Annotated in this window: 15 protein-coding genes and 1 tRNA gene; 9 read left to right on the top strand and 7 right to left on the bottom strand. The window is 71.6% G+C overall.

The annotated features are described in order from the left end of the window. Nucleotides 1–132 precede the first annotated feature (132 nt). The 7 genes from BQ6202_RS08800 (at nt 133) to BQ6202_RS08770 (ending at nt 6,329) form a co-directional block, all read left to right on the top strand. Entirely contained in the window at nt 133–1,197 is a 1,065-nt protein-coding gene (locus BQ6202_RS08800; protein ID WP_072314123.1) for a 3-isopropylmalate dehydrogenase, read from the top strand. Beyond that, a complete protein-coding gene (locus BQ6202_RS08795) occupies nt 1,194–2,312 on the top strand; it encodes a branched-chain amino acid aminotransferase (protein ID WP_072314122.1) in 1,119 nt (372 codons plus the stop codon). Before BQ6202_RS08800 ends, BQ6202_RS08795 begins: the two co-directional genes overlap by 4 nt. Next, a complete protein-coding gene (locus BQ6202_RS08790) occupies nt 2,312–3,085 on the top strand; it encodes a fumarylacetoacetate hydrolase family protein (RefSeq protein WP_072314121.1) in 774 nt (257 codons plus the stop codon). The genes BQ6202_RS08795 and BQ6202_RS08790 overlap by 1 nt, the downstream gene beginning before the upstream one ends. A 52-nt stretch (nt 3,086–3,137) precedes the next feature. Continuing rightward, entirely contained in the window at nt 3,138–3,698 is a 561-nt protein-coding gene (locus tag BQ6202_RS08785; protein ID WP_072314120.1) for a DUF937 domain-containing protein, read from the top strand. A gap of 51 nt (nt 3,699–3,749) precedes the next feature. Then, entirely contained in the window at nt 3,750–5,240 is a 1,491-nt protein-coding gene (gltX, locus tag BQ6202_RS08780; RefSeq protein ID WP_234946170.1) for a glutamate--tRNA ligase, read from the top strand. After that, nucleotides 5,240–6,151 carry an NAD(P)/FAD-dependent oxidoreductase gene (locus BQ6202_RS08775; RefSeq protein WP_072314118.1) on the top strand — a complete coding sequence of 304 codons (912 nt, stop codon included), beginning with the start codon at nt 5,240–5,242 and terminating at the stop codon, nt 6,149–6,151. Before gltX ends, BQ6202_RS08775 begins: the two co-directional genes overlap by 1 nt. A 106-nt stretch (nt 6,152–6,257) precedes the next feature. Further along, a tRNA-Gln gene (locus BQ6202_RS08770) sits at nt 6,258–6,329 on the top strand. 50 nt (nt 6,330–6,379) lie between these two features. Here the strand turns inward: BQ6202_RS08770 and trxA are convergent. After that, nucleotides 6,380–6,763, bottom strand: coding sequence for a thioredoxin (trxA, locus tag BQ6202_RS08765; RefSeq protein WP_072314117.1), 384 nt, complete (start codon nt 6,761–6,763; stop codon nt 6,380–6,382). Between the two features lie 81 nt (nt 6,764–6,844). Between trxA and BQ6202_RS08760 the strand changes: the two genes are divergently transcribed. Beyond that, nucleotides 6,845–7,231, top strand: a complete 387-nt coding sequence (locus tag BQ6202_RS08760) for a DUF1304 domain-containing protein (protein ID WP_072314116.1) — start codon at nt 6,845–6,847, stop codon at nt 7,229–7,231. 82 nt (nt 7,232–7,313) lie between these two features. Next, the gene (locus BQ6202_RS08755; protein WP_072314115.1) at nt 7,314–7,562 is read left to right on the top strand and encodes a hypothetical protein; all 249 of its coding nucleotides are present in this window, start codon (nt 7,314–7,316) and stop codon (nt 7,560–7,562) included. A 105-nt stretch (nt 7,563–7,667) separates the two neighbouring features. On the opposite strand, the gene BQ6202_RS08750 is transcribed toward BQ6202_RS08755, so the two are convergent. From BQ6202_RS08750 to BQ6202_RS08725, 6 genes are read right to left on the bottom strand one after another with little or no spacing between them, the layout of a single operon-like run. After that, complete coding sequence (locus BQ6202_RS08750; RefSeq protein ID WP_072314114.1) at nt 7,668–8,465, bottom strand: HpcH/HpaI aldolase family protein; 798 nt, start codon at nt 8,463–8,465, stop codon at nt 7,668–7,670. Beyond that, nucleotides 8,462–9,298, bottom strand: a complete 837-nt coding sequence (locus tag BQ6202_RS08745) for a 2-keto-4-pentenoate hydratase (protein ID WP_083587158.1) — start codon at nt 9,296–9,298, stop codon at nt 8,462–8,464. The genes BQ6202_RS08750 and BQ6202_RS08745 overlap by 4 nt, the downstream gene beginning before the upstream one ends. Continuing rightward, nucleotides 9,295–10,389: a 3,4-dihydroxyphenylacetate 2,3-dioxygenase gene (gene hpaD / locus BQ6202_RS08740; RefSeq protein ID WP_072314113.1), complete on the bottom strand. Its 1,095-nt coding sequence runs from the start codon at nt 10,387–10,389 to the stop codon at nt 9,295–9,297. Before hpaD ends, BQ6202_RS08745 begins: the two co-directional genes overlap by 4 nt. A 58-nt stretch (nt 10,390–10,447) precedes the next feature. After that, a complete protein-coding gene (gene hpaE / locus BQ6202_RS08735) occupies nt 10,448–11,941 on the bottom strand; it encodes a 5-carboxymethyl-2-hydroxymuconate semialdehyde dehydrogenase (protein ID WP_072314112.1) in 1,494 nt (497 codons plus the stop codon). 9 nt (nt 11,942–11,950) lie between these two features. Next, complete coding sequence (locus BQ6202_RS08730) at nt 11,951–12,685, bottom strand: GntR family transcriptional regulator (RefSeq protein WP_072314111.1); 735 nt, start codon at nt 12,683–12,685, stop codon at nt 11,951–11,953. Next, nucleotides 12,682–14,196 (bottom strand): fumarylacetoacetate hydrolase family protein, encoded by a 1,515-nt coding sequence (locus tag BQ6202_RS08725; protein WP_072314110.1) that lies wholly within the window; start codon nt 14,194–14,196, stop codon nt 12,682–12,684. Before BQ6202_RS08725 ends, BQ6202_RS08730 begins: the two co-directional genes overlap by 4 nt. Nucleotides 14,197–14,204 lie beyond the last annotated feature (8 nt).

Below are 14,204 nucleotides of genomic sequence, written 5' to 3'. Positions count from 1 at the left end.
CGGTGCTGGCACTGTACCCCCGCCAGCCTGGGACGCGGCGGGCGGCGGAGGCGCGACTAGGCTGGTCGCGCGGCCTGCGCGGCAGCAGCGCCGCTGGTCGACGGGCGCGCAGGAGCGCCGCAAGGAGGAACTGTGGAGCAGCTGCGCCTCGCGGTCATCGCAGGAGACGGCATCGGGCCGGAGGTCACGCTCGAGGCGAGGCGCGCCATGCGCGCGGCCCTCGACGGCGTCGAGCTGGTGGAGACCGAGTTCGAGCTCGGAGCAGCCCACTACCTCGAGACCGGCGTGGTCCTGGACGACGCCACCCTCGCGGCGCTGGCCGGGCACGACGCGATCCTCCTCGGCGCGGTCGGCGGCGACCCTGCCGACGCACGGCTCGCCGGCGGCATCATCGAGCGCGGCCTGCTGCTGCGCCTCCGCTTCGCCTTCGACCACCACGTCAACCTGCGGCCCACGCGCCTGCCCCCGAAGGTCGAGAGCCCGCTCCGCGACCCGGGTGAGATCGACTTCGTCGTCGTGCGCGAGGGCACGGAGGGCCCCTACGTCGGCAACGGCGGCTCGCTCCGCACCGGCACCGAGCACGAGATCGCCAACGAGACGAGCGTGAACACGGCCTTCGGCGTGGAGCGCGTCGTGCGCTTCGCCTTCGAGCTGGCCGAGCAGCGCCGACGTCGCCTCACGCTCGTGCACAAGAAGAACGTGCTCGTGCACGCCGGCGCGCTCTGGCAGCGCATCGTCGACAGCGTCGCCGCCGAGCATCCGGATGTCGAGGTCGACTACCTGCACGTCGACGCGGCGACCATCTTCCTCGTCGACCGGCCGAGCCGCTTCGACGTCATCGTCACCGACAACCTCTTCGGCGACATCCTGACCGACCTCGCGGGCGCTGTCGGCGGAGGCATCGGCCTCGCCGCCTCGGGTAACCTGAACCCCTCCGGCGAGTTCCCGAGCATGTTCGAGCCGGTCCACGGCTCGGCGCCGGACATCGCCGGGCGCGGCGTCGCCGATCCGACCGCCGCGATCCTCTCCGCCGCACTGCTGCTCGAGCACTCCGGACATCCCGAGGCCGGCCAGCGCATCCGCGACGCCGTGGACGCCGACGTCGACAGCCGCGACGTCAACGACGCCCAGCGCAGCACCAGCCAGGTCGGCGACGCCATCGTCGACCGCATCACCGCTTCCAAGGAGCAGGCATGACCCTCGAGTTCGCGCTCACGCGCAGCGACCGCCCGGCAGCCGACGACGTCCGCGCGAGCGTGCTCGCCGAACCTGGCTTCGGTCGGCACTTCACCGACCACATGGTCTCGATCGACTGGACGCTGGACGGCGGCTGGCACGACGCCCGGGTCGAGCCCTACGGCCCGCTGCAGATGGATCCCGCATCCGCCGTGCTGCACTACGGCCAGGAGATCTTCGAGGGCATGAAGGCCTACCGCCGCGCCGACGGCTCGGTCTGGACCTTCCGACCCGACCAGAACGCACAGCGCATGCAGCGCTCGGCCGAGCGCCTGGCGCTCCCGCAGCTGCCCGAGGAGGACTTCGTCGAGGCGGTGCGCCAGCTCGTCGCGATCGACGAGGCATGGGTCCCGACCGGGGGCGAGGACTCGCTCTACCTGCGCCCCTTCATGATCGCCAACGAGGTCTTCCTCGGCGTGCGCGCAGCCCAGACGGTGCGCTTCATGGTCATCGCGAGCCCGGCTGGCCCCTACTTCCCGGGTGGCGTCAAGCCCGTCTCGATCTGGCTCTCGCGCGAGTACAACCGCGCAGGGCGCGGCGGCACCGGGGCCGCGAAGTGCGGCGGCAACTACGCCGCGAGCCTGCTGCCGACGCAGCAGGCGGTGCAGCACGGCTGCGCGCAGGTGCTCTTCCTGAACGAGGAGGGCACGGACCTCGAGGAGCTCGGCGGCATGAACGTCGTGCTCGTCAAGGCCGACGGCACCCTCGTCACGCCCGCCTCCGAGTCCATCCTCGACGGCGTCACGCGCAACTCCCTCCTGCAGCTCGCGGCGGATGCGGGGCACGAGGTCGAGCAGCGCACGGTCACGCTGGCGGAGTGGCGCGACGGCGTCGCCGACGGCAGCATCACCGAGGCCTTCGCCTGCGGCACCGCGGCGGTGCTGACCCCGATCGCGGCGCTCAAGAGCCACGACGAGGTCATCGGCGACGAGCACGCGCCGGCCGGTCCCGTCGCGACGGCGCTGCGCAAGCAGCTCACCGACATCCAGTACGGCCGCGTCGAGGACCCGCACGGCTGGATGGTGCAGCTCACCGAGGCGCAGGCGTCCGGGGCAGAGAGCGCGGAGGCACGCTGATGCGGGTCGCGCGCTTCTCCCACGGCGACCGGATCGGCTACGGCGTCGTCGACGACGACGCGCTGGTCGAGCTCGTCGGCGACCCCATCGTGATGGGCTTCGAGACCACCGGCACGCGCGTGCCGCTGAGCGAGGTGCGCCTGCTGGCGCCCGTCATCCCGCGCTCGAAGGTCGTCGCCGTCGGTCGCAACTACGCGAAGCACGCGGCCGAGCTCGGCAACGAGGTCCCCGCGGAGCCGCTGGTGTTCCTGAAGCCCAACACCTCGGTGATCGGACCGGGCGATGCGATCGTGCTGCCGCCCGAGTCCGAGGACGTGCACTTCGAGGGCGAGGTCGCGCTCGTCATCGGCCGCGTCGCGCGCCGCCTCACGCCCGCGAACGCGCTCGGCGCGGTCTTCGGCGTGACGGTCGCGAACGACGTGACGGCGCGCGATCTGCAGCGCCGCGAGCCGCAGTGGGCGAGGGCGAAGGGTTTCGACACCTTCTGCCCGCTCGGCCCCGCCGTCGAGACCGAGCCCGATTGGGACGCGCTGCGGATCATCACGCGCGTCGACGGCGAGGTCAAGCAGGACGGCCCGTCGACCGACTGGATCTTCGACGCGCCGACCGTGCTCAGCTGGATCACCGCATCCATGACCCTGCTGCCGGGCGACGTGGTGCTCATGGGCACGCCGGACGGCGTGGGGCCCTTGACCGCGGGCCAGAGCGTCGAGGTCGAGATCCCCGGCATCGGCACCCTGAGGAATCCCGTCGTCGCCCAGCAGGCCGTCTGAGTAGCATCGGGGCACCGGCGGCACCCGTCGCCCCGAGGCTCGAGGAGGAGTCATGTCGGAGATCCAGCAGCTGATCGGTCAGATCCCCATCCAGCAGGTGGCGCAGCAGGCAGGTGTCGACGAGGCGGAGGCGCGGCAGGCGATCGAGGCCATCGTGCCGGCGCTCGTCGGCGGCATGCGGGCCAACGCCCACGACCCCTCCGGCGCGCAGTCGCTGATGGGCGCGCTCGGCAAGCACCAGGGTCGGCTGGACGAACGGCTCGCCGGCAGCATCGACCCGGATGACGGGCAGCGCATCGTGCACAACGTCTTCGGCGACAACACCGAGCAGATCGCGCGGGCGGCGGGCGGCGGTTCGGCGCTCGGCGGCATCATCCAGAAGGTCCTGCCGATCGTCGCGCCGATCGTGATCGCGTGGATCGCGAACCGGTTCTTCGCGCATGGCGGCCAGGGCGGTCAGGCAGGCCAGGCCCAGGCGCCCCAGCAGCAGGACGACGGCTTCGGCCTCGACGACCTACTGGGCGGCGTGCTCGGCGGCGGCTCGAAGCAGGGCGGTGGCCTCGGGGGCCTCGGCGACCTGCTGGGCGGTCTGCTCGGCGGCGGTCGCCGCTAGGCCATCGGGGCGCGGCGACGAGCGCTGCCCGCGCCTAGGATGGGAGGCATCATGAGCGTCCCCTTCTCGGCCGCGACGGGCAGCGATGTCGTCGTGCGCTTCTGCCCCTCGCCCACCGGCACCCCGCATGTCGGGCTCATCCGCACCGCCCTGTTCAACTGGGCGTATGCGCGGCACCACGGCGGCAGGCTCGTCTTCCGCATCGAGGACACCGATGCCGCCCGCGACAGCCAGGAGTCGTACGAGCAGCTGCTCGACGCCATGCGCTGGCTCGGCATCGACTGGGACGAGGGCGTCGAGACCGGCGGCCCCCACGCGCCCTACCGGCAGTCGCAGCGCGGCGAGATCTATGCCGAGATCATCGAGCGGCTGCGCGCGTCGGGCCACCTCTACGAGTCGTTCGCGACCGCTGAGGAGATCGAGGCGCGCAACGTCGCGCAGGGGCGCGACCCGCGGCAGGGCTACGACAACTTCGAGCGCGACCTGAGCGACGAGCAGCGCGAGGCGCTGCGCGCCGAGGGCCGCCAGCCGAGCCTGCGCCTGCGCGTGCCCGACGAGGACCTCTCCTTCGACGACCTGGTCCGAGGCGACATCACCTTCCCGGCCGGCTCGTTCACGGACTTCGTCGTGGTGCGCCCGAACGGCGCCCCGCTCTACACCTTCGTCAACCCCGTCGACGACGCCCTCATGGGCGTCACGCACGTGCTGCGCGGCGAGGATCTCCTGTCGTCGACCCCGCGCCAGATCGCGCTCTACCGCGCGCTCGCCGAGATCGGCGTCGCGACCGCCATCCCGCGCTTCGGCCACATGCCCTACGTCATGGGCGAGGGCAACAAGAAGCTCTCGAAGCGCGACCCGCAGTCGAACCTCTTCCTGCTGCGCGAGGCCGGCTTCATCCCCGAGGGGCTGCTGAACTACCTCTCGCTGCTCGGCTGGTCGATCGCCGCCGACCGCGACGTATTCACCCGCGACGAGCTGATCGCCGCCTTCGACATCGCCGACGTGAACCCCAACCCGAGCCGCTTCGATCCGAAGAAGGCCGAGTCGATCAACGGCGACCACGTGCGCATGCTCGCGGCCGACGACTTCGCGCAGCGCCTCGAGCCCTATCTCGGGCGCATCTTCGACGGCGAGCCGACCGAGGCGCAGCGCGCGCTGCTCGCGCAGGCGGCACCGCTCGTGCAGGAGCGCATGCAGCTGATCGGCCAGGCAGAGGACATGCTGGGCTTCCTCTTCCTCGAGACGGACGACATCCACCACGACGCGGACGCGGTGGCCAAGCTGGGCGACGACGCGCTCGCGACGCTCGAGGCGTCGAAGCGCGCGCTCGCCGAGCTCGAGACCTTCGACACCGCTTCGATCGAGCAGGTGCTGCGGGAGGTGCTGGTCGAGGGGCTCGGTATCAAGCCTCGCTTCGCGTTCACGCCGCTGCGCGTCGCCGTCACGGGCCGCCGCGTCTCGCCGCCGCTGTTCGAGTCGATGGAGCTGCTCGGCCGCGAGGCAACGCTCGCCCGCATCGACCGGCTGGCCGCGAGGGTCTGATGCAGGTCGACGTCGTCGTCATCGGCGCCGGCCCTGCGGGCCTGGCCGCGACGCTCAACCTCGCCCGCCAGCAGCGCACGGTGGCGCTGCTGGACTCCAACCGGCCCAGGCACGCGGCCACGCTGCAGTCGCACGGGTACATCACCCGCGACGGCATCTCGCCGCTCGAGCTGCGCACGATGGGCCGCGACGAGGTGCTGCGCTACCCGACGGTGACGCACGAGCGCGCGCTGGTGCAGCAGATCGCGCGGGTCGACGGGGGCTTCGCCGTGCAGGCCGAGCAGCCCGGCTCGCGCGCCGAGAGCGAGACGCGCGCGGCTGCCGTGATGATCGCCACGGGCCTGAGCGAGACGCTGCCGGCCTCGAAGCACGTGCGCCCCTGGTACGGCACGAGCCTGCACTCGTGCATGGACTGCGACGGCTACGACAAGCGCGGCCAGGCGCTCGCGCTGATCGGCGAGACGGGCGACCTCGTCGACCGCGCCATGGTGATCCGACGGCACACCGACGACCTCGCCGTCTTCACGAACGGGTCGGATGCGGTGGACGAGGCGGGTGAGGCCCGCCTCGCAGAGCACGGGGTGGCCTTGGTGCGCACCCCGATCGCGGCGATCGAGGGCGACCGCACCGGCATGCAGGCGATCGTGCTCGAGGACGGCACGCGCAGCATCCGCACCGGCGGGTTCGTGCGGCCGTGGTGGCACCCGCAGCTCGGCTTCGCGGAAGCGCTCGGGCTCGAGACCGACGAGGACGGCCTCGTGATCGTCGATCGGTCGCAGCGAGCATCCGTCGCGGGCATCTACGCGGCGGGGGACATCACGCCGGGCTTCCGCCAGCTGGCCGTCGCCGCGGGCGCCGGCACCATCGCCGCCTCGGTCATCAACCGCGACCTCATCGCCCGCGGCCGCTGATCCATCCCGCAGGTCGACACGCGTCACGAGACCGGAGCCGATTGGCGCTCCGCCCCCACCTCAGGTATGCTCGACTCTTGGTTCGCCCGCTCCGGCGCGTGACCATTGGGGTATGGTGTAATTGGCAACACGGAGGTTTCTGGTACCTTTGTTCTTGGTTCGAGTCCAGGTACCCCAGCACGAAAAGGCCCCCGCAGAGCGGGGGCTTTCGTCGTTCCTGCCGGCGTCTCAGCCCTGATCGGCGGCGTTCGCGGCCTGCTGCTCGGCGATCTTCGCGTGCACCTCGTCCATGTCGAGGCCGCGCACGGCGCCGATGAGCTGCTCGAGCTGCGGGCCCGGCAGCGCGCCGGCCTGCGAGAAGACGAGCACGCCGTCGCGGAAGGCCATGAGGGTCGGGATCGACGAGATCTGGAACCCGGCGGCGAGCTCCTGCTCGGCCTCCGTGTCGATCTTGCCGAAGACGATGTCCTCGTGCTGCTCTGACGCCTGCTCGAAGATGGGGCCGAACATGCGGCACGGGCCGCACCACGCCGCCCAGAAGTCGAGCAGCACGATGCCGCCGCCGTCGATGGTCTGCTCGAGGGTGTCCTTGGTGATCTCGGTCGTAGCCATGCTTCCAGCGTATGTCGGACGGCGCCCCAGGCTTCCCGCTCTCAGCGAACGAGCGCGCGCGCCTCGCCATAGACTCCGCTCATGCTCATCGCCGTCTGCATCGCCGCCGTGCTCGCGGCGCTCGTGCACGCCTCCATCTTCGTGCTCGAGACGCTGCGATGGGAGCACCCCGCGACCAGGCGCGTCTTCCGCACCTCGGCCGAGCAGGCGGCGCAGACGAAGCAGCTCGCCGCCAACCAGGGCGTCTACAACCTGCTGCTCGGCATCGCCGCGCTCGCGGGCGTCGTCGCGATCGCGGCAGGGGCGGTGGACGCGGGCCTCGCTGTCGTGCTGACGGCCACCGGCACCATGCTCGGTGCGGCCCTGTACCTCGTGCTGAGCGACCGCAAACTCGCGCGCGCCGCGCTCGTGCAGGGGATCTTCCCGCTCCTGGCGGTCATCGCCTCGGTCGTCGCGCTGCTGCGCTGATGGGGTCGCGGGAGAGACGAAGCCCCTCTTCCGCTGAGATCGATCGCCGTGCGATGCTGACTCCGACTCGGAGGAGGCGCTGATGCCCATGGATGCTGGACCGATCGACCTCCTCATGATGCTGGGGCCAGCGCTGGGCATGATCGCCTGGGCCGCGACGTGCCTCTGGGCGATCGCGCGCGTGCAGCGCATGGAGATCGCGCTGGTCTCGCAGCTCGCCTGGGGCCTCGCGATCGTGCTGCTGCCGCTCGTCGGCCTCGTCGCGTTCCTCCTGGTGGGGGATCGCACGCCGCAGATCGAGCGCGAGCTCGGCATCCGCCGGCTCGGCTGAGCGAGCGCCGCTGCCGAGCGGTGCGCTTGCGCACGAGCGGTGCCGGCGTGCCAGCACCGCTCGCGCGCAGCAGCACCGCTCGCCGGCGGGTTGGGCGCGGCAGCGTCAGTAGGCGTCGGTCTGGCGGCGCTGCTCCTTCAGGCGGGCGACCGCCGCCTCCGAGCCGCGCGCCATCAGCGTGACGTCGGCCGAGACGAACACGAAGGCGGCCCCGCGCTCGATGCAGCGGTCGGCGTCGGCCGGCGCGAACGCGTTGACGCCCACCGGCTTGCCGGCGGCGCGCACCGCGGCGATCGTCGCGTCCACCGCATCCACCACCGCCTGCGCCGAGGGGTCGCCGGGGTAGCCCATCGAGCCCGCGAGGTCTGCGGGCCCGATGAAGATCGCGTCCACGCCGTCGACCGCGGCGATCTCCGCGGCGTTGGCCGCGGCATCCGCCGTCTCGATCTGCACGGTCACCGACACGTGGCGGTCGGCCTCGCCGACGTAGCCCGCGATGCGTCCCCAGCGCGACGACCGCGCGAGCGCCGAGCCGATGCCGCGCCCGCCCTCGCGCTCGCCAGCACTGCCGGGGTAGCGGGCCGCGCGCACCGCGGCCCGCGCCTCGTCGGCGGTCGAGACCATCGGCACGACGAGGCTCTGCGCACCCACGTCGAGCACCTGCTTGATGATGACGGGGTCGTTCCAGGGCACGCGCACGAGCGTCGTGACGGGGTAGGCGGCGGCGGCCTGCAGCATCGGCAGCAGCTCGCTCACCGTGATCGGTCCGTGCTCGCCGTCGATCAGCAGCAGGTCGGCGCCCGAGCCGGCCAGGATCTCGGCGGCGACAGGGCTGCCGGATGCGTTCCACAGGCCGACGAGGGGAGCCTCGGCGGCCGCGAGGGCGTCGCGGAAGGTGCTCATCGGAACCGCACCTCGACCATCCCCATGTCCTGGAACTCGGCGCGCACGACATCGCCGGGCTGCACCCAGACGGGCCGCGTGAAGGAGCCGGCGAGGATCAGCTCGCCGGCCTCGAGCCGGTCGCCGTGCTGCGCGAGCTTGCCCGCGAGCCAGGCGACGCCGAGCGCCGGGTTGCCGAGCACGCCGCCGGAGACGCCGGTCTCGATGATCTCGTCGTTCACGAGGCAGAGCGAGCCCACCCACGACAGGTTCCGGTCGCGCGGGCCGATCTCGTGGTCGCCGACCACGATGGCGCCGAGCGCCGCGTTGTCGCTGATCGTGTCGACGATCGTGCGGCCCTCGAGCTCGATGTGCGAGTCGAGGATCTCGAGCGCCGGCACGACGATCTCGGTCGCGTCGAGCACGTCGTCGACCGTGAGGCCCTCGCCCTCGAGCGGCGACCGCAGCACGAAGGCGAGCTCGACCTCGACGCGCACGTTCGACCACCGCGCGTGCTCGACGGTCTCGCCCGAGCGGTAGGCCTGGTCGGCGAAGATCACGCCGTAGTCGGGCTCGCTGATGCCGGTGGCGAACTGCATCGCCTTGCTCGTCAGGCCGATCTTGCGGCCGACGAGGCGGGCGCCCGCCTCCTCGCGGCGGGTGCGCCAGACGCGCTGCACCGCGTAGGAGTCCTCGATCGTCGCCGCCGGGAACCGCGCCGAGATGCGCTCGATGGTGCTGCGCGAGCGCGTCGCCTCGGCGAGCTCGTCGGCGATCGCCGTGACCGTCGCGTCGTCGAGGCCGCGCCCGCGTCCGGGTCCGGCGGACCCGGACGAGTCATGAGCGAGCGTCACAGCTGGTTGCCGAGCTTGAAGCCCTTGGCCGCCTCGCCGCGGTAGGTGCCGTCCTCGTCACCGGGCCGCGTGTACGAGAAGCCGTCGGCGCCGATCGTCACCTCGAGCTCGCTCGAGTCGGTGCGCTCGACCACCTCGACGACGTCGCCGTCGAGGTCGAGCACCGGGGATGCCTCCGTGTACCAGGAGGGCACGACGGGGTTGCCCCACCAGTCGCGGCGCTGGTTGTCGTGCACATCCCACGTGATGACGGGGTTGTCGGGGTCGCCCGTCCAGTAGTCCTGCGTGTAGATCTCGATGCGGTGGCCGTCGGGGTCGGTGATGTAGAGGTAGAACGCGTTCGAGACGCCGTGCCGGCCCGGCCCTCGCTCGATGTGGTCCGACATCCGCAGCGCGCCGAGCTTGTCGCAGATCTGGATGATGTTGTGCTTCTCGTGCGTCGAGAAGGCGATGTGGTGCATGCGCGGGCCGTTGCCGCCGGTGAGCGCCGTGTCGTGCACGGTGCCCTTGCGGTGCATCCAGGCGGCGTAGGTGACGCCCTGGTCGTCCTTGATGTCCTCCGTCACGCGGAACCCGAGGTCCTCGAGGTACTTGCGACCGCGCGGCACGTCGGGGGTGACCTGGTTGAAGTGGTCGAGACGCACGAGCTCGCCGGCCGAGTAGAGGTCGTAGCGCATGTGCAGGCGCTCGGCGTGCTCGGTGGCGTAGAAGAACTCGTAGGGGAAGCCGATCGGGTCCTCGACCCGCACGCTGTCGCCGAAGCCCTTCTGGAAGCCGCCGCTGCGACGCTCGGTGCGGCAGCCGAGCTCCTGGTAGTAGGCCTCGGCCCGGTCGACGTCCTCGGGGGTGCGCACGCGGTACGCGAACGCGGCGACGGCCGCGACCGGCCCCTTGCGCAGCACGAGATTGTGGTGGATGAACTCCTCGTACGAGCGCAGGTAGATGGCCTCGTCGTCCTCCTCGGTCACGTGCAGGCCGAGGATGTCGACGTAGAAGCGACGGCTCGCCTCGAGGTCGGTGACGACCAGGTCCATCGCCGCGCAGCGCACGATGTCGGGTGCCGGCGCGACCGGCTTCGGGATCTCGTTCATGGGTGCTTCTCCTTCGAAGTGCGTGGGGTGTCAGCGCACGGGTGCCCGTGCGGGCGAGTCAGGCGGATGCGCCGAAGCGTGCCGTGTGGACGTCGCCGAGCGTGATGTGCACGGCCTGCTGGTCGCTGTAGAAGTCGAGCGAGCGGTAGCCGCCCTCGTGGCCGAGGCCCGAGGCCTTCACGCCGCCGAAGGGGCTCCGCAGGTCGCGCACGTTGTGGCTGTTGAGCCACACCATGCCCGCCTCGACGTCCTGCGCGAAGAGGTGCGCGCGCTTGAGGTTCTGCGTCCAGATGTAGGCGGCGAGGCCGTAGCGCGTGTTGTTCGCCAGCTCGAGCGCCTCCTCGTCGGAGTCGAACGGCGTGATCGACACGACCGGGCCGAAGATCTCCTCCTGGAAGATGCGCGCATCCGGGCTGACGTCGGCGAAGACCGTCGGGGCGACGAAGTTGCCGTCGGGGAAGCCCTCGGGGCGGCCGCCGCCCGCGAGCAGGCGGCCCTCCTGCTTGCCGATCTCGACGTAGGACATCACCTTGTCGAAGTGCTCGGGGTGCACGAGCGCGCCCACCTCGGTCTTCGGGTCGTGCGGGTCGCCGACCACGATGTTCCTGGCGCGCTCGGCGTAGCGCTCGAGGAACTCCTCGTAGATCGAGCGCTCGACGAGGATGCGGCTGCCGGCCGTGCAGCGCTCGCCGTTCAGCGAGAAGACGCCGAACAGCGTCGAGTCGAGCGCCGCGTCGAGGTCGGCGTCGGCGAAGACGACAGCCGGGCTCTTGCCGCCGAGCTCCATAGACATGGCCTTCAGGTGCTTCGCGGAGTTCGCGAAGATCGTCTGGCCGGTCGAGCTCTCACCGGTGAACGAGATGAGCGGCACGTCGGGGTGCTTGACGAGCGCGTCGCCCGCGGTCTCGCCGAAGCCGTTGACGAGGTTGAAGACGCCCTTGGGCAGCTCTGCCTCCTCGAAGATGCCGGCCCAGAGCGATGCCGACAGGGGCGTGAACTCGGCGGGCTTCAGCACCACGGTGCAGCCGGAGGCGAGCGCGGGGCCCAGCTTCCAGGACTCGAGCATGAAGGGGGTGTTCCACGGGGTGATGAGCCCGGCGACGCCCTTGGGCTTGCGGTTGACGTAGTTGACCTGGCTGCCGGGCACCTTGTACGCGTCGTCGCGGCCGGCGACGATCAGGTCGGCGAAGAAGCGGAAGTTCTCGGCGGCGCGCTGCGCCTGGCCGCGGGCCTGCGTGATCGGCAGGCCGGAGTCCCAGGACTCGAGCTGCGCGAGCTCCTGGTCGCGCGACTCGACGATGTCTGCGATGCGGCTGAGGATGCGGGCGCGCTCGCGGTTCTTCATGCGCGGCCACGGACCCTCCTCGAAGGCGCGCGTGGCGGCGGCGACCGCGAGGTCGATGTCGGCCTGCTTGCCGGAGGCGGCTACCGTGTAGTCCTCGTTCGTGACGGGGTTCAGCACGCCGAAGGTCTCGCCGTCGATCGAGGGCACGCGCTCGCCGTCGATGTAGTGGGGGATCAGCTCGGGGATGCCTGCGGGCTGGTTGGCCATGGTGGCTCCTTACTCGGGGGAGTCGGTGTCGGTGAGGTCGGGCTTGCTGAGGTCTGGCTGCGTGCGGTGCAGGAACGCATCGGGCGTCGCGAGGCGGTGCGCGCGCACGGCGAGCTCGATGCGGCGCGGGTCCGCGCCCTCCTCGATAAGGCCGAGGATCGTCTCGTGCTCGTCGACGGAGGGGAGGGCTCGGCTCGGCACGAAGGAGAAGGTCGACTGGCGGAGCCGCGCGAGCCGCTTCCAGCAGGTGTCGATGACGTCGCCGAGCACGCCGTTGGGCGAGACGTCGCTCAGTCGCCGGTGGAAGGCCTCGTTGAGCGCCGTGAACTGCACGGGGTCGAAGGCGGCGAGCGACTCGCGCATCCGCTGGTTGATGGCGCGCGCGTCGTCGACGTCGCGCTTCGAGTAGAGCCCGGCGGCGAGCGAGATGGCCGCACCCTCGACGAAGGAGAGCGTCTCCATCGTGTCGTGGTACTCGAGCTCGTCGATCTCGGCGACGCGGGCGCCGATGTTGCGCTCGAAGGTCACGAGCCCCTCGGCCTCGAGCCGCCGGATGGCCTCTCGCACGGGCACGACGCTCATCTCGAGCTCGCGGCCGATCGCGTCGAGCACGAGCCGGTAGCCGGGGGAGTAGGTGCCGTCGACGATGCGGTCGTGCAGCAGGGCGTAGGCGCGCTGCGACTTCGACTGCGTCGGCTTCGCGGCGACCGTGGTCGGTGCCTCCACAGGGGTCGGCGCGCTCATCGCTCCTCCGTCGAGCCCAGCGACGCCTCGTACTTCGCGCGCCACTGCGCGTTCATGGGGAAGAGCCCGTCGAGCACCTCGCCGGCGTCCATCTGCTGCGCGATGAACTCCTCGGCGCGCTCCTGCTCGATGGCCTCCTCGACGAGCTCGCGCGCGAGCGCCGGCGGGATGACGAGCACGCCGTCGCCGTCGGCCACGATGATGTCGCCCGGCTGCACCGTCGCGCCGCCGCAGGCGACGGTCTCGTCGACGCTCCAGGGCACGTGCAGCCGACCGAGCACCGCGGGGTGCCCGCCCGCATGATAGGTCGGCACGCCGATCTCGGTCACGACGTCGAGGTCGCGCACGCCGCCGTCGGTGATGATGCCGGCGGCGCCGAGGTGGCGGGCGCGGAGCGCCAGGATGTCGCCGAGCGTGCCCGAGCGGTTGTCGCCGCGCGCCTCGATCACGACGACGTCGCCCTCGTGCAGGTCATCGAAGAGGCGCTTCTGCGCGTTGTAGCCGCCGCCGTGGCTCGCGAAGAGGTCTTCGCGGTTCGGCACGTAGCGCAGGGTGCGAGCCGTGCCGACGATGCGCTTGCCCGGCTGCGTCGAGCGGAGCCCGTCGATCGAGACGTTGTCGAGGCCGCGCTTGCGCAGGCCGGAGGAGAGCGTCGCGAGGGCGACGCTGGAGAGCTGCTCGCGGAGCGCCGCGTCGAGCACCGGCGCGACGGGCTCGCGGAACTCGTCGACGGGCCGGCCGGATGCGTCGGCCCACTGCTCCGGGGTCGGCTTGGGCTGGGCGGAGTAGGCGGGCAGCTGCTGCTCGCCCACCCGCACGGTCGAGGCGAGGCGGCCGGTGGAGACCTGGTCGCCGCCGAGGGTGGTCGCGCTCACCTCGACCTCGACGCGCTGCCCGGGGGCGAAGGTCGAGGCGTCGGCGGGCGTGCCCGTGAGGATCACGTCGCCGGGCTCGAGCGTGACGAGCTGCGAGAGGTCGCTGACGATCTGCGCGAGCGAGAAGATGAGGGTCGAGGTCGAGTCAGCCTGCACGAGCTCGCCGTCGAGCCAGGTGCGCACCTCGATCGCGTGCGGGTCGAGCTGCGCGGCGTCGAGCAGGGCCGGGCCGATCGGCGTGAAGCCGTCGCCGCCCTTCGAGCGGATGTTGGAGCCCTTGTCGGCCCAGCGCAGGTCGAAGACGCCGAGGTCGTTCGATGCCGTGACGTGCGCGACGTGCCGCCACGCGTCCGCCTCGCCGACCGCGCGAGCCGCGGTGCCGATCACGACGGCGATCTCGCCCTCGAAGCCGAAGATCTCGGTGCCCGCGGGAGCGACGACCTCGCCGCCGGTGGAGAGCGAGGTGGCGGGCTTCAGGAAGTAGCCGGGCGCCTCGGGGGTGCGGCCCTTCTGCGCGGCGCGGGCGCGGTAGCCGATGTGCATCGCGAAGACCTTGCCCGGGCGGCTGCCCAGCAGCTGCCAGGCGTCGACGGCGGCCTGCGGGGCACCCTGAGCGGGCTGCGACGATGCATCCATGCGGGCAT

Origin of the sequence: Agrococcus sp. Marseille-P2731, assembly GCF_900117395.1 — a bacterium.
Lineage (GTDB): Bacteria > Actinomycetota > Actinomycetes > Actinomycetales > Microbacteriaceae > Agrococcus.
The sequence above is the reverse complement of the archived record's forward strand: the minus strand, read 5'-3'. Positions and strand labels throughout refer to the sequence as shown.